General features: G+C 54.7%; 15 protein-coding genes. 6 read left to right on the top strand and 9 right to left on the bottom strand.

Features of this window, described 5'->3' with window-relative positions:
* Positions 1–14: 14 nt before the first annotated feature.
* The 4 genes from ltrA to CFI10_RS13570 form a co-directional block, all read right to left on the bottom strand.
* Complete coding sequence (ltrA, locus tag CFI10_RS13560; protein WP_206835294.1) at positions 15–1,238, bottom strand: group II intron reverse transcriptase/maturase; 1,224 nt, start codon at positions 1,236–1,238, stop codon at positions 15–17.
* A 605-nt stretch (positions 1,239–1,843) separates the two neighbouring features.
* Entirely contained in the window at positions 1,844–2,803 is a 960-nt protein-coding gene (locus tag CFI10_RS13565) for an RNA-guided endonuclease InsQ/TnpB family protein (RefSeq protein ID WP_242529992.1), read from the bottom strand.
* 33 nt (positions 2,804–2,836) lie between these two features.
* Positions 2,837–2,971 (bottom strand): helix-turn-helix domain-containing protein, encoded by a 135-nt coding sequence (locus CFI10_RS19255; protein ID WP_242529993.1) that lies wholly within the window; start codon positions 2,969–2,971, stop codon positions 2,837–2,839.
* 126 nt (positions 2,972–3,097) lie between these two features.
* On the bottom strand, positions 3,098–3,694 hold the full coding sequence (locus tag CFI10_RS13570) for a 3'-5' exonuclease (protein WP_206835297.1): 597 nt from the start codon (positions 3,692–3,694) through the stop codon (positions 3,098–3,100).
* A 152-nt stretch (positions 3,695–3,846) separates the two neighbouring features.
* Between CFI10_RS13570 and CFI10_RS13575 the strand changes: the two genes are divergently transcribed.
* Together CFI10_RS13575 and CFI10_RS13580 are read left to right on the top strand one after the other, a co-directional pair.
* Positions 3,847–4,920: a hypothetical protein gene (locus CFI10_RS13575; RefSeq protein ID WP_206835299.1), complete on the top strand. Its 1,074-nt coding sequence runs from the start codon at positions 3,847–3,849 to the stop codon at positions 4,918–4,920.
* A complete protein-coding gene (locus tag CFI10_RS13580) occupies positions 4,917–6,881 on the top strand; it encodes an AAA family ATPase (RefSeq protein ID WP_206835301.1) in 1,965 nt (654 codons plus the stop codon). Before CFI10_RS13575 ends, CFI10_RS13580 begins: the two co-directional genes overlap by 4 nt.
* A gap of 162 nt (positions 6,882–7,043) precedes the next feature.
* On the opposite strand, the gene CFI10_RS13585 is transcribed toward CFI10_RS13580, so the two are convergent.
* The 4 genes from CFI10_RS13585 to tnpA all read right to left on the bottom strand — a co-directional run bounded on the left by CFI10_RS13585 (position 7,044) and on the right by tnpA (position 12,301).
* Positions 7,044–9,503, bottom strand: a complete 2,460-nt coding sequence (locus CFI10_RS13585) for a hypothetical protein (protein ID WP_206835303.1) — start codon at positions 9,501–9,503, stop codon at positions 7,044–7,046.
* Positions 9,504–9,552: 49 nt separating this feature from the next.
* Positions 9,553–9,957, bottom strand: coding sequence for a MobC family plasmid mobilization relaxosome protein (locus tag CFI10_RS13590; protein WP_206835305.1), 405 nt, complete (start codon positions 9,955–9,957; stop codon positions 9,553–9,555).
* A gap of 472 nt (positions 9,958–10,429) precedes the next feature.
* A complete protein-coding gene (locus tag CFI10_RS13595) occupies positions 10,430–11,734 on the bottom strand; it encodes an IS1380 family transposase (RefSeq protein WP_206834329.1) in 1,305 nt (434 codons plus the stop codon).
* A gap of 150 nt (positions 11,735–11,884) precedes the next feature.
* Positions 11,885–12,301 (bottom strand): IS200/IS605 family transposase, encoded by a 417-nt coding sequence (tnpA, locus tag CFI10_RS13600; protein WP_206835307.1) that lies wholly within the window; start codon positions 12,299–12,301, stop codon positions 11,885–11,887.
* A 59-nt stretch (positions 12,302–12,360) separates the two neighbouring features.
* Between tnpA and CFI10_RS13605 the strand changes: the two genes are divergently transcribed.
* The 4 genes from CFI10_RS13605 to gcvP all read left to right on the top strand — a co-directional run bounded on the left by CFI10_RS13605 (position 12,361) and on the right by gcvP (position 17,388).
* Positions 12,361–13,686: an RNA-guided endonuclease InsQ/TnpB family protein gene (locus CFI10_RS13605; RefSeq protein WP_206835309.1), complete on the top strand. Its 1,326-nt coding sequence runs from the start codon at positions 12,361–12,363 to the stop codon at positions 13,684–13,686.
* Positions 13,687–13,860: 174 nt separating this feature from the next.
* Positions 13,861–14,103, top strand: coding sequence for a type II toxin-antitoxin system ParD family antitoxin (locus tag CFI10_RS13610; RefSeq protein ID WP_206835312.1), 243 nt, complete (start codon positions 13,861–13,863; stop codon positions 14,101–14,103).
* Positions 14,103–14,399 (top strand): type II toxin-antitoxin system RelE/ParE family toxin, encoded by a 297-nt coding sequence (locus CFI10_RS13615; RefSeq protein ID WP_206835314.1) that lies wholly within the window; start codon positions 14,103–14,105, stop codon positions 14,397–14,399. Before CFI10_RS13610 ends, CFI10_RS13615 begins: the two co-directional genes overlap by 1 nt.
* 88 nt (positions 14,400–14,487) lie before the next feature.
* Complete coding sequence (gcvP, locus tag CFI10_RS13620; RefSeq protein WP_206835315.1) at positions 14,488–17,388, top strand: aminomethyl-transferring glycine dehydrogenase; 2,901 nt, start codon at positions 14,488–14,490, stop codon at positions 17,386–17,388.
* A 47-nt stretch (positions 17,389–17,435) separates the two neighbouring features.
* Here gcvP and CFI10_RS13625 read toward each other — a convergent pair whose 3' ends face one another.
* Positions 17,436–19,358, bottom strand: a complete 1,923-nt coding sequence (locus CFI10_RS13625; protein ID WP_206835318.1) for a polysaccharide biosynthesis protein — start codon at positions 19,356–19,358, stop codon at positions 17,436–17,438.
* Positions 19,359–19,372: the final 14 nt, after the last annotated feature.

Below are 19,372 nucleotides of genomic sequence, written 5' to 3' on the forward strand. Positions count from 1 at the left end.
ACCAAGGCGGTTGGTTAAGTGTTGGCAAACCGACTCAGGTAGAAGCTGAGCCCTCGATATCCACAGCGTCGCCAGAACTGAATGTTGAACACAAATCGTGTGTGGTGCAACTGAGCGTAGAACCACCAACGTTTGTGTTGGCCATACCCGGCCGCCTCTTCAGGCGGCATACCTAACCGGATCAGCTTCCTGATTCGGGTCTTGGGTTTCGGCCAGAGCTTCATTAAACACATTCTCAGGCGACTTCGAATCCAACTGTCCAGATCCTTGAACAGCCTTTCGGTTTGGGTCAATCGGAAGTAGCTAACCCAACCTCGGATGTACCGGTCCAGTGCTCTGAGCCTGATGCCCATTGACTGTCGGTGGTGCCCCCGTGTGAGCTGTCTGATCCGGCGTTTGAATCGCTGGATAGACTCCGTGCCACACCGTATGCGGGGTTGGCGAGTGCCGTAAAATGAGTACCCCAGAAACTGGCTCCGGGTGATGCTCCCAACTGAGCTCTTCTTTCGGTTTACCTTGAGCTTAAGATGCTGCTCGATAAACCGAGACAGGCTGTCCAGCGTTCTGGCGCCCGCCCGCCTGCTTTTGACGTGGATTTGCACATCATCGGCATATCGACAAAAGCGGTGACCTCGGCGCTCCAACTCTTTGTCCAGCTCATCCAGTAGGATGTTGCTTAACAGAGGACTCAGAGGGGATCCTTGAGGCGTTCCTTCCGAGCGCTGTGTGACTAGACCGCCTTCCATCATGCCGTTACTGAGATAAGTTCGAATCAACTTCAGGAGACTTTTGTCCCGGATTCGTTTGCTCAATAAACCCATCAGAATATCGTGATTGACCCGATCAAAGAACTTCTCCAGATCGATGTCTACGGCGATATTGTATCCCTCAAGGGCGTGATGATGAGCCTGTGTCACCGCCTGCAGCGCACTTTTCCCAGCCTGAAAGCCGAAGCTCGAAGGCGAGAAGTCTGCCTGATAGTACGGTGACAGCTGCTGCATGATCGCTTGCTGAATCAGACGGTCAGTGACGCTGGGAATCCCCAGCATCCGCTGCCCGCCACCCGACTTCGGGATATACACCACTTTTGTTGGGACAGGTTTGTAGGTCCCCGCCAGAAGGGCTTTCCGAATATCAGGCCATTGCGTCTTCAGGTAATCGGCTGTGTCTTCGATTGAACGACCATCCGTGCCGGCCGCTCCTTTATTGCTGCGTACCCGTTTCCATGCTTGGGCCATATTCGACCGCTCAAGGACGTCCTGCAGGGTTATTGGGTAGCAGGGTTCACTGGATTGAGGGCCTACCGTCGCCTGATCCAAGCTGCACTTCGTACGGTGGTCATCGCGTTGCTCAGAGATCAATAGATCAACCCTATCACTTTACCTTTGGCCCTTCAGAGGGGCGTCATCTCCTACTATGGCCTCTGCTGACTTCCACATCGCCCTTGCTTTCACTCCTCTACTGAGTTGATCCGGCTCCGACGGTCGATATGGACCTCCCGGGGTAAGACGCACGTCTTTCCAACCATCTACCTGCCCCATATACGTTGTGCATGCTCGGTGTCAGGATGAGCTTTGTGGCTGTCAGCCCACTCACTCCATGCACCCCGCCTCATATGAGGTTCGTGTTCCTCAGGCCGGTTGTTTGCCGCAGGCTTCCTTCAGATTCCACCTTACAATGGACACCCTTGCCCTCTGGCTAACAGTTACTCCTGACTTCACTGCTCGGGACTTTCACCCTATAGACGTGCGCCATGCCCGGCGCACTGACAGCTCACCGCCCTAGCGGGCGATGCTTCCAACATCATAGGCAGTAACCGGCAAGTTGCCGGATTTACACCGCCTCAGTTGGCAGGAACAGACAGTCCTTCGGCTCGTAATTTCAAAAGTCCCTGCTGCCGGATGTTGATCGCGGCATTAATGTCGCGGTCGATGCCGGTGGTACCACAAGCCGGGCAGTCCCAGCGGCGGACATTCAGCGGCATCGAATCCACTTTGTGGCCGCAGCCGGCACAGGTCTTGGAGCTGGCAAACCAGGGATCGATCTTGACCAAATGCTTGCCGGCCCGTTCGGCCTTATACGCCAGTTTCGTTATCAGGCTGTGCCAGCCGGCATCGGCGATGTGCTTGGCCAGTTTCTGGTTTTTCAGCAGGTTTTGGATCTTCAACGTCTCGACAATCACTGCTTGGTTATCGTCAGTGATCTGCCGAGACAGTTTGTGCTGGAAGTCCGCACGGGCGTTGGCTAGGCGCTCATGCGCCTTCGCCACCAACAGCCGGGCTTTGGCCCGGCCCCGACTGCCTTTCTGGCAGCGGGACAGAGCTTTTTGCTTGCGCCGCAAGTTGGCAGCGGCACGTTTCAGGAAACGGGGATTGGGGGTTTTCACCCCGTCCGAGGTGATGCACAGATCGGTCAGGCCCGTGTCGATGCCAACGACCCGATCCAGTGTTTGCATCGGTACAGGTGCTGGCTGTCCGTCATCGGTTAGGATCGAGGCGTAGTATTTCCCGGTCGCTGTGCGACTCAGGGTAATGCTCTTCACCGTGCCCGTGATTTCACGATGAATCCGCGCCTTGATCCGATCCAGCTTGGGGATTTTAATCCAGCGATCACCGACACTCGTACAGTGGTAACTGGATTGCTTTCCCCGCTTGGATTTGAACCGCGGAAAACGCGCTCGCAGTTTCGGATTAAAGAAATTGGTAAACGCCGTGTCCAGATTGATCACGGCCTGTTGCAGCGCCATGGAGTCGAAGTCTTTAAGCCAGTGGTATTTTCGCGACTTCTTCGCGACCGCCAGCAATGGCTTGATATCGCGTTTGACCCGCAGCTTCAGTCAGTAGCGCTTATACTGGGCTCGCATCAGCCACAGCGCTTTGTTGTAACAAAAGCGCACAGCGCCGAACTGCCGGTTCAAAAAACCAGCTTGCTCAGGCGTCGGGTAAATGCGAACTTTCGTGGCGGCGATCATAACTGTATATTACCACAGTGCTTTGATCGGTGTTACAACACCGCTCCGCGGTGTGCGCTTTCCTCACCGCCCGATTGGGCGATGGTTCTCACGCAAATTTGCTGACTGAGTTGCTGGTTGAGTTATTCATTTTGCCTCCCCTTCAGTGCGGGCGAGCATCGCCAGTGACCAGTACATACAGGGCAGCAAACGCGCCATATTACAGGCATCATCGATCCCCCGGTGCGGTTGCCCTTCAAACGCCAGGTTGTGATATTTCAGTGCCGACCCAAGACCGTTGCGTTTGCGCTCGCCCGTCGTATTCTTCCAGATCGTCTTCAGATTCAGGTGAGGCAGGTGCATGAAGTTAGGCATTGAGCCTTCGCGCCTGGACTGAGCCGCGATATGCCGCCGATCATAATTGCCCCAACTGGCCCAGTAAGTCAGGTCAGACCATTGCCTCAGCCAGGCGTCAATCTCCGGTACGACCTCGGTGAACAGGGGGGCCGTATCCACCATCGCCTGACTGATCGTAGTGAGCTGCTGACAGAACGGGCTCAATTCAGAATGAACCCTAGGTCGCACCAGAAAAGAACGTTTATCCAGCACGTCTCCGGCACGTGTTGCGATCACACAGCCGAATTCGATGATTTCCATTTCATCCACGGACTGACGCGCACCTGAGGGGGCTATGTGGTTTTCCCAGCAGGTGGACTCCAGATCCACAATCAATAGTCGTTGCATGACGTTTTCCTCCTGCTGATCTGTTTTGTGCTCGCTCAACAGATCCAGCTTCTGCTACCTGACACCCGGGTTAAAAAATCAGCTTGCCAATGTAGAATAACAGTCCTAAAGTGTAAGTCTAGTCGCAGCAACTATCTGAGATAGGCTTTATTATGGTAGGCAAAAACCGAGCACCTCACCCGAAGAATCTCACCGAGGTACTGAAGCGCTTTGATCCTGAGCAGGGGAAACTGCTCACCTGGCCCCAGATCGGAGCCGCCATTGTGCAGGCAGAAGCGATGGGCTATCCCGATCAGCATAACGGTGAAAAGCACTGGATTGAGACGCTGGTTGAGCCCTTGGGCCTGAAGCGTGCTTCGGCCTGGCGCTACCGTGCCAACGCCAGGGGCTGGCCCTGGCTCAGAGCGCAACTCAGGCTCGCGGCTATCAAAGTTCCGGATTTTGAGGCGCTTGATCCCAATGTCAGCGCCGAGAAGCTGGAGTTGCTGATGAAGCTGGTGAAGGTGGCGCCCATACATGTCTGGAAACCAGCCGCAGAGGGGGTGCTGGACCAGTCGATGCCGCTGGCCGAGATACGCCGACTCTGGGCGCATTATCGACAGATGCTGCAGGGCAAGACCGCTCGCTCGCGTGGCTCAAAAGGCTTTGCAGACAGCGTTTCGGTCACTGGGCCGGCGGATCAGCGGGCACATGCACTTTACGTCAGTCAGGCCTGCCAGTGGCTCGATCAGCACTATGTCGACCTGGCGGAATATGTGACCGGTGGGCGCGTCGTGCGTCGCTGTTTCACACAAGCATTCGAAGGCCTGGCTGAACTCAGTGCCATTCGCCCCGATGCCGTAGCCGGACTGGTGTTTACACGTCGGCATGTTCCACTCACCCACGCCTTTGTCATTACACCGGATCCCAACAAGGAAGCCGATCTTTTGGATCGACTGAAGCGACTGCAGCCATATGCGGATGCCGTTTGGCTGGTCACCCCGGAAGCAGTTGTACTACCGGACTCGATCGGCATCATCCTGTTCGATGGCGTGCGGTTGAATGGGTTTGGAGCAATCAGTCGGGAGGCTTTACACACGTACGGCCCCAAAGGAGATGTGTTGGCGTTGTGGCTGCTGAGTCATGCCTCCATGCTGCATGTGAGCGCACAGGACTGGCCGGATCGCCCAAAAGGTATCGCCATGCGTTTGGCTGAGATATTCGAAGGACTGGAGGACGAGATATGAACCATCCACGTACTGCACCGCGCGACAACCAGACTGCTGCAGATACGGTACCAACCGACACTGCCAAGCCTGACAGCGTGGCAAAAGAGCTGAAATCAAACCGACGAGGCCTTGGCGCACTGATCCAGCAGGTCACTCGGATTTTCGCCGATAAACCGGCCAGTCAGGTTGGATCTGCACTGGCGCCACTGATCCCTCAAATACAGGCACATCTGACACCGGAGTCGATCGACCTGCCCACGCCGGAACAGGAAGCCCTGCAACTGGCTATCAGTGTGAGCCAGTTGCAGATCCCGAGTCGCGCCTTCCTGAAGAAAGCACGTGATGAAAGTAACAATATCGAGGTGCGTGATCAGCTAAGGCACACCCTGGAAACCTATGACGATGTGTTGATGTCATTGGGGCACCTGCAGGCGCTGGTCACTGCGCTGGCGCAGCCTGCGCTTAAAACCCTGTTGGGGCTGTTGTCGACTCACACTCACTACTACCGCAAACGTACGGTTGATGCACTGACATTGGGTGGGCACGAATCGTCATGGCGTTATCAATATGCGTTTTCCCGAGACAAACAGGAAGATGCCGAGATCGAAAAAAGCCTGTCCTATGCCTACCGCATACTGGATATGCTGGCCGCTGAGCGACCAATCGAGCTGGCTAATCTGGCGCGGGCCGTCGAGCGGCTGCACACCACCCTGGGTCAGTATCTGCCGGCCACCCTGCAGCTCAAGAACACAGTGGACATCTCCGGCATTCCGCCCACGGTACACGCCTTTGCCGGTACCCGCGCCATTGCCATCATTGCGGTCGCGCACGCCCGTGCCTATCTGGTGCCGAGACTACAGTCCTTGAGCGCTCGCCTGGGGCTGGAGCTTGAACTGCCCACGGATGAGACATTGCAGGACAGGTCGTTTGATGCGGTCAAGCAACTGCCCTCGGATGCCGCATCTTTGGCGACCTCGCTGCAGTACTGGATTGAGCGCACACCGATTTTCATGGGCAGCCATGCGGTTATCCGCATCCAGGCACTGCTGAGCCAGTTGGGTCAGAGCGCTGTATCGACTAACGATGAACATCGTCAGCTAACGCTGGTGAAAAACGCCCCGCCGACCAGTAAATCCAATGAGGAGTTCTTGCGCTATTACGATGCGCTGGGCCACCCGATGCCGCTGCAACCCTGTCCGGATGAACTGAAAGCGGTAGAAGCGCAGTTGATGCTGGAGTCACCCTGGATGAAAGCGATCATCAAGCGGATGTTCTCGGCAATTCGCGGGCATCTGGCGCAGGGAGAAGCCGCCAACAGCGCCTTGTTGCCGCCTATTCTGCTGGTGGGCTCACCGGGCTGCGGTAAAACCTATTACCTGCAGCGGCTGGCTGAGTTGATGAACTTGCAGTACACCCTCATCCCTATGGGCGGGATGCATGACAGCATGACGCTTCGCGGTTCGCCCCGAGGTTGGAGCAGCACCCGCCCCGGTCTGTTCGTGCAAACATTGGAGCAGAAACGGACCGCCAACCCGCTGTTCATTTTGGATGAACTGGAGAAAGTCGGCGACAGTCGACACAACGGCAACCCCTTTGATGTGCTGCTACAGGTTCTGGAACCGCAAAATGCGCGCATGTTTTACGATGAGTGTCTGCAGGTCAATGTGGACCTGTCCCACCTGATTCTGCTGGCCACCGCCAATTCCATCGAGGGAATACCGGAACCGATCCGGGACCGATTTGTGGTGCTGAACGTCAACGACCCGACACCGGCCGATCTGGAGGTGATGGCACGCCAGCTGTGGAATGCAGAGATGAGCCGTTATGGCTATGCGGTACCACTGATGCCGGAGTACCCGGAAGCTATTTTGCATGAGCGTCTGGCGAGATCTCCTTCGTTGCGTCGGGTTGTGTCGACGGTGAAAAAGGTGGCTTCGACTACCATCAGTGTTCAGATGGGGGATGGTTTTGTGCATTGAAATTGAATGAATTGATCTGCCAGTGATACCTCTCTGATGCAGAGGGGTATCACTTCCCCAAGGGTGCGAAAGAAAATACCTGCAACTACAATTAGCGCATCAATTTGAGAGGCGGGCCACAAACTGACGTCCGGAGGCTATTTAAAAAGCCATTTAAACAGATCAACCCTGTTTCGGCCCACTCGGTTTTACCCTCTGACCCAGCTGGCCCAACAAATGATCATCTGAATCAACCTGCCCTGCCTGTTGGTCAGAAACCTCCGATTCATGCTGAAGGTGCTGTTTGGCTGCTACTTTGCTTGAAGCTGCAGCAAATAGGTCATCCTCATCAACCTCCGGATCTGAATCAAGTGCAGGCTCCGACTGCGTTACAGAACAAACCAGAGGATCATTATCGAAATCCACGTCACCACTATCAAAATCGACCGACGCTGTTGCAGGCCGACGCAAGGGACTCGGTTCAACTAATAACTGCTGTTCATTTGATTTGATAATAGCCGCTTTCAGGGCAGCATCAATTTTCGCGTTTTCATCCAGCTCTGGCACGGCCGATGATAATACGTCATCCTCATCAACCTCCGGATCTGAATCAAGTGCAGGCTCTGACTGCGATACACAACAAACCAGAGGATCATTATCGAAATCCACGTCACCACTATCAAAATCGACCGACGCTGTTGCAGGCCGACGCAAGGGACTCGGTTCAACTAATAACTGCTGTTCATTTGATTTGATAATAGCCGCTTTCAGGGCAGCATCAATTTTCGCGTTTTCATCCAGCTTTGGCACGGCCGATGATAATACGTCATCCTCATCAACCTCCGGATCTGAATCAAGTGCAGGCTCTGACTGCGATACACAACAAACCAGAGGATCATTATCGAAATCCACGTCACCACTATCAAAATCGACCGACGCTGTTGCAGGCCGACGCAAGGGACTCGGTTCAACTAATAACTGCTGTTCATTTGATTTGATAATAGCCGCTTTCAGGGCAGCATCAATTTTCGCGCTTTCATCCAGCTTTGGCACGGCCGATGATAATACGTCATCCTCATCAACCTCCGGATCTGAATCAAGTGCAGGCTCTGACTGCGATACACAACAAACCAGAGGATCATTATCGAAATCCACGTCACCACTATCAAAATCGACCGACGCTGTTGCAGGCCGACGCAAGGGACTCGGTTCAACTAATAACTGCTGTTCATTTGATTTGATAATAGCCGCTTTCAGGGCAGCATCAATTTTCGCGTTTTCATCCAGCTCTGGTTCGGCCAATGATAGGCTCACCTCTTTCAACGCTTCAGCTGCGCGACCAATAGATCTACCGAGTTCTGCAATGCGTTCAACCAACTCTCCAGCTGTCGCAGCGCTCCATCGGTTTTCTGTTGGTGTACCTCCAGCTCTAGCATCGCGTTGTTCGAGGTACTGCTGTAGAGCTGATCTACGTCCAACTGATTCGAGGCGGTCAACGCTGTTTCGACAACGGTCTGCAAGCTTTGAAAATTTTTCGCTTGTTCGGTGATTGCCGAATGCAATACGTCGCACCGTTGTGTCTGTTCTTCGATAGTTATGTTCAAGCTTTCTAAAAGCTCCTGTTGCTTCTGTTGCTGCTGCAATAGCGTGCTCAGCTGCTGCTCTAAGCTGCTGATCTCCTCGCATCTCTGCTGCTGAAGGTCTTTCAGTTGCTGCTGTAACAACAACTCGATTTCGGTCATTTTTGAGTTGCTCCTGCTGAGCCAATTCAGCCCTGAGTTGGGCCATCACCTGAACCGGATCTATGGCGGGGCGAGGCGGGTATCTCCGATGATTATAAGTGGTGCGTTCAGCAATTTCGGCGTTCAGCCTTCTACGTTCCGCATCGGCTTGCTTAAGGTCAACAGTACCGCCACGGCCGGAACTGCGAATCGCTTTTTTACGTGCTGCCCTATCGGCTTCTACAGCTGCAGTCCACTCCAATTTAAACTGCACGCCTCGAAGGCGCCGGCCACGCTTAGCCCCAGGCGGCTTAATGCTGATAAAATTATCTCCCTCTGCCGTCACTTCTCCCCACTGCCTGGCCTGTTGCCTCACCTGCAAACCAGTTGTCAACTCGCCCGTGTCAATCATTGCTTCCAGAGTGTGGTACATTTCTTTTTGAGTATAAGGCTCATCAACAACGACCTGTGCTGCATGTACAGCACGGCCAGGTTGAAACAACCTCGCCCGATCAGGATCATCGGGACGAGCCCACCCATTAATGTAGTTATGTAGACCTCTCACCCGATCAAACTGTTTTAAGCTTCGAGGAGGACAGGGGTTAAACGATTTTCCGGAATCCAGATCCACACGCGCCACAATTATGTGTAAATCGATTTTACCCTCGGCATTTGTATGCTGAATCGCAGTAGACATAAATCGATCGAGATCCATACCAGCAAAGGCCAATCTGTCCCAATCGTCGATCAGTGCACCAATCTCGCGCAACGTGGGTTTTTCCTCTGGCGCCCATCCGTAGATATAAGACGTATAACGGAAAGCAAAATTCAGGCTGTCAGCAAGTGCTGCAACACCATAGGGATCACCACGCAAAACATCAACTCGAGCACGAGTCTCTCCTTTATGGTCATGGTCACCCAATAGATAATCAATAGCCCGTCTACAGCTCCCCCGTCCATGAGAGAGCCCTTTACCGTGACACAAAATCCACCCCCTGTGATGAGAGATCATGAGCTTGGGCCTGAGTTAACACCTCTTCGCGGATCACCGTCAGGTCGGCGGCCACGTCAGACAGAAATCCCAGCACGGTAATCACATCCTCCGGCTGCAGCCCTGCAGCATTAACTGCCCGCGCGATCTGATTCATATTGCTACCGATTCTGGATAGTTCACGTATCACTTTTGGATCGGCTTCCAAAACCACGCGCTGCACAGATTTAGATTTAGGGCTTTTCAAAGCAGAGTCATTCAAGCGTTTCCTGATCAGGTCAGCGAGCGACACGCCCTCTTCATCAGCCAACGCTTGCCACACATCACGCTCGTCAGAGGTAGTGCGGATTTTCACATATTTATTGCGTGCTGATCTTTCGCTCATACGCTTTTGAGGCCTCCTGATCTGCCCCGTTTAGTGGTAAGGGACGCTATTGGTAGTTCAAGCAAAGTCGAACCAAATAAACTTTAATCTTTCAATTATGTGGCCACGGGGTAGGCTGGCTAGAAACAAGAAATATAATCATTACTTACCATGGACGATATACACTGTCAAATTTAACCTTTCTTCGCGGAATTCCACTTCCAAGTGACCATTGCGTAGCATTGCGTAGCTTTGGCCTGAATCAGTGACTTCACCCGCTGTTGCAGCACCCAGCACTGAAGACGACCTCGCTCTTTAACACAGCTCGATCTTATCTAACGTGTACCGGGTTAATCTACGCCACTGCAGCATCGATCATGCTTCTCACCGCAGTATTTCGTCTCGATTCTGTCTGCAGGCCAAGGCATACCCTGCCATGCATGGCGCTCGGGCGTGTGGCTATTTTGAATGGCTGTAAATCCGACAGTCCGGATCAGGCCAGCCCGTAGACGCGACTGAATGCCCCGAAACCGGGACAATGTCGTCCGAAGCGCAGGTGGAGACGACGACCGCTGCTGACTAAGCGACAGGCCATATACATCAGTTCCTGAATCACGGTTTTCAGCCGCCGACGCTTGGCCGGATGACGCACCGGTGCATCCGGCCCCAATAGCGCGTTCTGTCCCATCCAACGCAGTATGTTGTAGCCCAGTACGGCAAAGGCTATGACCAGGTCGTTGGTATCGAACTTCCCTGACGGCAAACGTTCGAGATCCAGATCAGTCTTGAACTCACTGTGGAACTGTTCGCTGGTGGCGTGATCCTGGTAGAGCGCAATGACCTTGGCGTTATCTGCTGCGTCCGATGTGAGTGAAGTCGTCCAGCCCTCCAGGCTGACCTCCGGCTCCAAAAACAGCTGTCCTGAACTGTCACTCTGGCGCACCGTCACCTTGACGATCAGGCGGTCGTCCGTGCCATCCAGCGGTTCGCTTACCAGCGTTTCCATTTTGCCCGGTCGGGTATGGCACCAAAGTGCGCCGGCCGCATGAGCCTTGTCGACCCAGGCCAGTCCATCTTGTGAGCGGGGGTTCCACTTAATCAGGTAGTCTGCCCCGTGCGCACGGAAGTACCCCCGGTTCTCGGCGGCATCATGGGCGCTGTCAAGACGTACCAGTAGCGGTGCATCGGTCAGCTCTCGGACTCGAGGCAGCACCCGGTCGAGGGTGTGAATAAACTCTTTATTGGCATGTTGGTTACCCGGTCGCAGCTCACAGCCCAGACACCAGCCCTCCGTGCCCAGGTAGGCCGCGATGGGGGCATAACCGTCATGCCCCTTGTAGGTATAGGCCACGCCCTCTTTTTTACTGTTGCTGTTGTCCATGGGAAACACGTCCATATCCAGTGGCACGTGCCCGGTGGTGAGTGTGCCGATAGGCACCGAAGCGTTACACAGAAACTCGACGCTGGCCTCATCCAATAACGGGATCAGTGCGCGGGCATCTTCATCAAAGCGCTGACGCAGCCGGGCCGATGAAGGTGATTGCTTGATGCCCATGGCCGCTTTGAAGAAGGGATCATGGCGTGCGTGCTCGACCGCTTCGAAGTCGCTCTTGCCAAGGCAAATCAACCCCAGGTAGGTACGGATGAGGTCGATGTTGGCGATGCCATGGCGCTTGACGATGGAGCGCGAGGTCTTAGCCAGAGAGGTCATCCTGTTCACGCTGTGCCCAACCAGCGCCAGACCACCGTGGGGTGTGATAATCTCGGTTTTTGACTGTTCAAGCTTGAAGGTACGCATAGTCAGATATCACTGCCTGGGTGAATCGAGAATGGCGTCCATATTACCGCCGCAGGCCGCGTGGTTACAGTGTTGTAGAGGTGTGAGTGGGGTTGTAAGTCACGGAATCAGGTTTGGTCGTTTGGTGGTGGATGGATAGCGAGCCGTCCGTTAGGACGGCCTTGCCTGATTCTGGATGTACTGCTTAATTACTTCGGTGCTCGCACCGTCACCGACTGAAATTAAGCAGTAACTGCGTGACCAGAAGCGATCCTTCCACAGCATTTTCTTGATATGTTCCCAATGATCCTTGCGGATCATACGACTACTCACTGTCTTGATGGAGTTAACCAGTTTGGAGGGCATCACATTCGGATGCAGTTCCAGCAAGATATGGATGTGATCAGGCTCCCCAGAGAACTCCAGTACGCTCACATCTGACAACTCACACACTCGCCGGACATGTTGTTCGAGGTCTTCCATGATCTCTTTGGTGATAACCTTACGTCGATAGGCTACGACTAACACTAAATGAGCCTTGATGTTGAAAACACAGTGAGGATGAGACCTAAGTATGGTTTTTGTCATTGACACTAATCCTAAATGAACTTATGATTGCAGTGTACCAAACGAAAAGGGAGCGTCCAGTGGAGCTGATACGCGCTGAGCGCATTGTCATTAAACCCGGTCATGTGAACCATGCAGCGTGCAAACGCTACTGCGGCGCTGCTCGTCGGGTGTATAATGCTGCGCTGTACCAGATGCGTCAGGCACTCTTTTCTGAAGCGCCAATTTCGGCCAGCCAAGCTGACAAGGTGCTCAAGCAGACTCAGCGGGAAACCTACCAGCTATTACCGTCTGCTGGTGCACAGCGCACGACGCAGGTGCTAGGAGACAACTGGAAGGGCTGGCTCGCTGCAAAAAAGGACTACGAACAACACCCGCACAAGTACCAGTCACGACCTAAACTACCGAACTACGCCCGCGCGGCCAAAACCTATGTGGTCGGTCGTAACGGTCATAAGATCGAGCAAGGCAGGCTGTTTCTGGCCAGCGGTAAGGATTTTGGTTTCCAGCCACTCAAAGTCACTTGCTGCCAGAACCAGCCTTACAACAGCAAGGCCAGCGAAACCATCGTAAACGATGTGAGGATTGTGCCATTGGGTACGGCCTTCGTAGTCGAGCTTGTCTACCGTGAAACGGTCGAGCCTCCATCCAAACTAAACCCTGATAATGCCTTTGGCATTGATCTTGGTATCGACAACCTTGTAACCATCGTTTCGACTCAGCAGGACTACGCTCCTGTTCTGGTCAAGGGCAGGGCCATCAAGTCGATCAACGCCAAGTACAACAAACTCAAGGCTCAGTTGGCGAGTAACGACAAGCACGGCCACATCAGTACCAAGTCACGCAAACGCTACAGCCAGATCAGTGACTACTTCCACAAGGTCAGTCACTGGCTGATAGCGGAGTGTCTGCGCACGGATACGGGCAGGGTTGTGATCGGGCTGAACGCCAACTGGAAGCGCTCAGTAAACATTGGGCGAGTGAACAACCAGAAGTTCTGCGCAATCCCTCACCGCCGCCTGCTGGATATGATCCAGTACAAGGCCGAGCGTCATGGTATTGAGGTGGTGATCCGTGAGGAAAGCTACACGTCCAAGGCAAGCTGTCTGGACTTGGACTCGATACCTGATTATCAGGCTGTGAAAGAGGGGAAGGTTGTGCCGCTATTCAGTGGTCGCCGCGTCAAGCGAGGCCTGTACAAGACTGGAAGTGGTGTGCTACTCAACAGTGATGTGAACGGCGCAGCCAATATCCTCAGAAAAGAAATCGGTGACCACTGGCTGATGAGCCAGATCGAAGCCGGTCAGGGCGTTATGGGCACGCCCGTAGCAGTCAAACACATCGACCTGCTACTAGAAGCGGGGCTACGGCCCCGCGAAACCATGTCTAACCGCGAAGCGGCTTAGGCGTGGTAGTTCATGGCTGGTTTTTTTTTGAAGAGAGAGGGAGCTGGGGAGTACTGGCTTACACTGTAGTGCCAGAAAACTGTGTGCGGAACATCTTCGAAAATGAATAAGGATTATTTGATAAAATGGCAAACTTTGCCAACCTGTGCAAAAATCACTCAAGAGGTGATCGATATGGCAACCATGAATATTTCTTTGCCCAACGAATTGAAAGAGTGGGTCGAGCAGCAGGCGCACACCGGGCGATACAGCAATTCCAGCGACTATGTTCGTGACTTGATACGGCGGGACCAGGACCGAGCCAGTCAACAGCATCATTTACAGCAGTTGATTTCCGAGGGAATGAACAGCGGCAAGGGCTCACGCTCTATGGATGAATTGCGCCGAGAAGCACTGAGCAGACTGGCGTCTGACTGATGGAGTACATCCTCAGCCAGCTTGCAGAAGAAGATATCATCAACATTTTTGTTTCTGGCGCTGAACGCTTCGGTACTGAATTAGCTGAACGCTATCATGCGCATCTAGAGGCTACATTCCGTTTTCTCGCCAATAACCCCAAGGCAAGGCCGATCAGGAGTGAGTTCACGCCTGAAGTACGCATTCACCCGACAGGTTCGCACCTGATCATTTATCGTGTTGAAATTGATAATGAGGTGTTTGTCATTCGAGTCCGCCACACCCACGAAGACTGGCAAACTCAAACGCTTCCGTGAACACCTAAGACCAGAGTTCTGCTGCGCCACTCCCCTCTTCCCTGCTAGAATAGCGCCCATTTGATGAACAATTCGGGATCGATCTGCCATGAGTGAACTGTCTTTGCGCCCGCTGAACACCCTTGAACAGCAGGATGCCTTTATCGGCCGCCATATCGGCCCTTCAGCAGACGAAGCCGCCGCCATGCTGGCAGAGCTGGGCGTTGACAGCCTTGCGGCACTGATCGATGAAACCGTGCCCGGCAGCATTCGCGTCAAGCAGCCGATTGCGCTGGATACACCGAAGACCGAAGCTCAGGTACTGGCTGAGTTGAAAGCGATTGCAGGCCAGAACCAAATCAAGCGCTCGCTCATCGGTATGGGTTACCACGACACGCTCACGCCCAATATCATTCTGCGCAATGTACTGGAAAATCCGGGCTGGTACACCGCCTACACCCCCTATCAGCCGGAAGTGTCACAGGGCCGTCTGGAAGCGATTCTGAACTACCAGCAGATGGTGCTGGACCTGACCGGACTGGATCTGGCCAACGCCTCCCTGCTGGATGAAGCCACTGCCGCCGCCGAAGCGATGACCCTGTGCAAGCGCATGAGCAAGGCCAAGCGCGCCAATGTATTTCTGGTCGATGAAGAGCTGCACCCCCAGACCATCAGCGTGATTCAGACCCGTGCCGAGCCGCTAGGCTATGAGGTTATCGTCGGTGATGTGGCGGCGCTGCTGGACCAGCATGAAGCCTTCGGTGTGGTAGTACAGTATCCCGGCACCAGCGGTGTGGTGCGTGACTTCTCGGCGCTGATCGAAAAGGCCCACGCGCAGAAGGCGCTGGCCTGTACGGCGGCGGATCTGCTCAGTCTGGTACTGCTGAAATCGCCGGGCGAAATGGGCGCCGATGTGGTGTTCGGTTCTGCCCAGCGCTTCGGTGTTCCCATGGGGTACGGCGGCCCTCACGCCGCCTTCTTCGCCACCCGCGACGAGTACAAGCGCTCGGTGCCGGGCCGCATTATAGGGGTGTCTGTTGATACTCGTGGCAAGCCTGCACTGCGCATGGCGATGCAGACCCGCGAGCAGCACATCCGCCGTGAAAAGGCGACCTCCAACATCTGTACCGCTCAGGTACTGCTGGCAAACATGGCCGCCTTTTACGCCATCTATCATGGCCATGAAGGACTGAAAACCATCGCCGGTCGCATCCACCGTCTGACCGACCTGCTTGCGGCAGGCCTGCAGCAAAAAGGTCTGAAGCTGGTACATGACAGCTGGTTCGACACCCTCTGTGTTGAAGCCGGCGACCAGCGCGATGCACTGTATGAGTCCGCTCAGGCTGCAGGCTTCAACCTGCGCAAACTGGGGGATGATCGACTGTGTATCAGTCTGGATGAACGCACGGACCGCAATGAAATTGAGGCCCTGTGGACCGCTCTGCTGGGCGCTGATCATGGCCTGAATATCGGCGCACTGGATGCAGAACTGGTGAGCAACGGCTCCGATAGTATTCCTGCCGGACTGGAACGCACCTCAGCCTTCCTGACCCATCCGATATTCAACGAGTACCACAGCGAAACCGAAATGCTGCGCTACCTCAAGCGGCTGGAGAACAAGGACCTGTCGCTGGCCCACAGCATGATCGCGCTGGGTTCCTGCACCATGAAGCTCAACGCCACCGCCGAGATGATCCCGGTCACCTGGCCCGAGTTCGGCGCCCTGCACCCCTTCGTGCCGGTCGAGCAGGCACAGGGCTACAAAACGCTGATCGATTCGCTGGAAACCATGCTCAAGGCCGTCACCGGCTTCGATGCGATCTGCATGCAGCCCAATTCCGGCGCTCAGGGTGAATATGCGGGCCTGCTGGCCATCCGCAACTACCACCAATCACAGGGTCAGGGCCATCGCAACATCTGCCTCATCCCTACCTCCGCTCATGGCACCAACCCGGCCTCGGCCGCGCTGGCGGACATGAAAGTGGTACTGGTCAACTGCGACGACAAGGGCAACGTGGATATCAACGATCTGCGCAGCAAGGCCGAGACCCACGCCGAAGACTTGTCCTGCCTGATGATCACCTACCCCTCCACGCACGGCGTATACGAGGAAGGTGTCCGCGACATCTGCGACATCATTCACGCCAATGGTGGTCAGGTCTACATGGATGGTGCCAACCTCAACGCGCAGGTGGCGATCACCCGCCCGGCGGACATCGGTGCCGATGTGTCGCACATGAACCTGCACAAGACCTTCTGTATCCCGCACGGCGGCGGTGGTCCCGGCATGGGTCCCATCGGCGTCAAGGCACACTTGGCACCTTTTGTTGCCAACCACCCGGTGGTCGGCATTGATGGCCCCAACCCGGAAAACGGCGCCGTATCCGCTGCGCCCTGGGGCAGCGCCAGCATCCTGCCGATCAGCTGGGTGTATATCGCCCTGATGGGAGGAGAAGGCCTGCGTCAGGCGACCGAGTACGCCATTCTCAACGCCAACTATCTGGCGAAGAAACTGGGGGCACATTACCCTGTGCTGTATTCGGGCCGTAACGACCGCGTGGCACACGAGTGCATCATCGACCTGCGCCCGCTCAAGGAGCGCTCCGGCATCAGCGAGGAAGACGTGGCCAAACGCCTGATGGACTTCGGCTTCCATGCACCGACCATGTCCTTCCCGGTACCCGGTACGCTGATGATCGAGCCGACCGAGTCCGAATCCAAGGCCGAGCTGGACCGCTTCATTGAAGCGATGGTGAAGATTCGTGAGGAAATCGCACTGGTGGAAGCGGGTGAGCTGGATGCGGACAACAACCCGTTGAAAAATGCTCCACACACTCAGGCCGACCTGATCGACCCGGACTGGAACCGCCCCTACAGCCGCGAGCAGGCAGCCTTCCCGGCCAGCTGGCTGAAGGAATCCAAGCTGTGGCCCACGGTCAACCGCATCGACAACGTCTACGGCGACCGCAATCTGTTCTGCAGCTGCATTCCGGTCAGTGATTACCAATAGAAACAATCTGCCAATTAGCCCGATGCGCTGACACGCTCGGGCTTTTTTCAATGCAAGCGATGAGGCTCCATCGTGGGGGCTTCGATAACCTGTACCGACGGCTGATAACCATCCACAAGCTGCTGTAGCAATGACACCAACGCTTCGCTTTTACCCGAGCGGGTCAACAACTCAAGCTCTTGTAAACGAGGCTGCAGCAGCTCCCAGGCCAACATATTTTCACAGGCTCGCATAATCATTGGATGACGCGTGCCTGATACACTCTCACCAATCAGCAGCTCTTCATACAGCTTTTCCCCTGGCCTTAAACCGGTATAACGGATTTCGATATCACCATTAGGGTCGGTCGCATCACGCAATGAAAGACCAGCTAATCGAATCATCTCTTTGGCCAAGTCAACAATGCGAACAGGCTGTCCCATATCCAGCACAAACACATCACCACCCTCGCCCATGGACCCCGCCTGAATGACCAGCGCAGACGCTTCAGGGATGGTCATGAAGTAGCGGGTAATGTCCGGATGCGTCACAGTAAGCGGCCCACCCTGCTCAATTTGCTGCCGAAACAGAGGAATAACCGAACCCGAAGAGCCCAGCACATTGCCAAAGCGAACCATTACAAACCGGGTTTGCTCCTCCGAAAAGCGCCGATGCTCACTCAATGCCTGTAACACCATTTCAGCCAATCGTTTGCTGGCCCCCATGACATTTGTTGGGCGCACCGCCTTATCGGTCGAAATCAATACAAAATCAGTAACATGAGCAGCAATAGCGGCCTGCGCTGTGCGCAAGGTACCCAGTACGTTGTTTCGAAGGCCGGATGCAATATTGCTCTCAACCATTGGCACATGCTTATAAGCCGCTGCGTGGTAAAGCGTATTGACCTGGAATGTGCGCAGGATTGATTCAAGGTGCCCCTGATCCAACACACTGCCCAAGACCGGAACAATCTGCACACCAGCATCTGGCAGGGCATTCAGTTCCTGCTCCAGTTGATACAGGGCAAACTCTGAAAGCTCAAACAATACCAGCCGCTTCGGTTTCTGCCCGAGCACTTGGCGACATATTTCGGCACCAATTGATCCACCCGCCCCTGTTACCATCACCACCTTGTCGGTAATACAGGCCGTCATTAACTCAGCTACAGGTTCTGCAGGATCACGGCCCAGCAAGTCCGTTACATCCACATCACGAATATCGTTGGCTCTTACTGACCCAGACGCCAGCTGAGAGATCCCCGGCAGCACCTTAACACTGACAGGAAAAACACTGATCTTCTCGACCAAAACGCGCCGCTCACTGCGCGCAAGCCCCGGAAGAGCCAGCAGTACGGACTTGACCCCGTACTGCTCAATCAAGCTTGATAAACTGTCGGGAGCATAAACCCTCAACCCCGAAATCTCAGTACCCTGCTTTTGTGGGTCATCATCCAGAAAGGCTACCGCCTGAAACTCTACAGAGTCACTCAAAGCCGCGACCAACTGTGCACCGGCGCTGCCGGCACCGTATACCGCAACAGGCTCGGCACGTGTCAACCGTTGCCCCGAAGGTGACAGGCGACGAATTAACCAGCGGGCATACAGCCGACTGCCGGCCACAAGGGTTACGGCGGTAAAACCATAGATGAAAAATACAGAGCGGGGGGCGGGTACCTCCAGCACCACCAATACCGCAACCCAAATCAACACAGACAAAAACACTGCCTTGAAAGACACCCAAAGCGTGACATGCCCCATATAGCGGATAACCGCCCGGTAAAGCCCCAAGCGCGCCATCACGGGCACCGAAATCAGCGGCACCAAAATACAAGGCAACCAGTAGCGCTGCATGGGCTCAACAATATCGCCCAACCGAAGCGCAAGTGCCATCCAGCAGGCCATAAACAACATGACCAAATCAGACAGCACCACCAGACTTTGCTTTACCCGCCGATTCGCTTTCAGAAACCGGCTGACAATCTGCCTGAACATTGAATCAATCCCTT

This window comes from Marinobacterium iners, from assembly GCF_017310015.1.
In the GTDB taxonomy this organism is placed as follows: domain Bacteria; phylum Pseudomonadota; class Gammaproteobacteria; order Pseudomonadales; family Balneatricaceae; genus Marinobacterium; species Marinobacterium iners.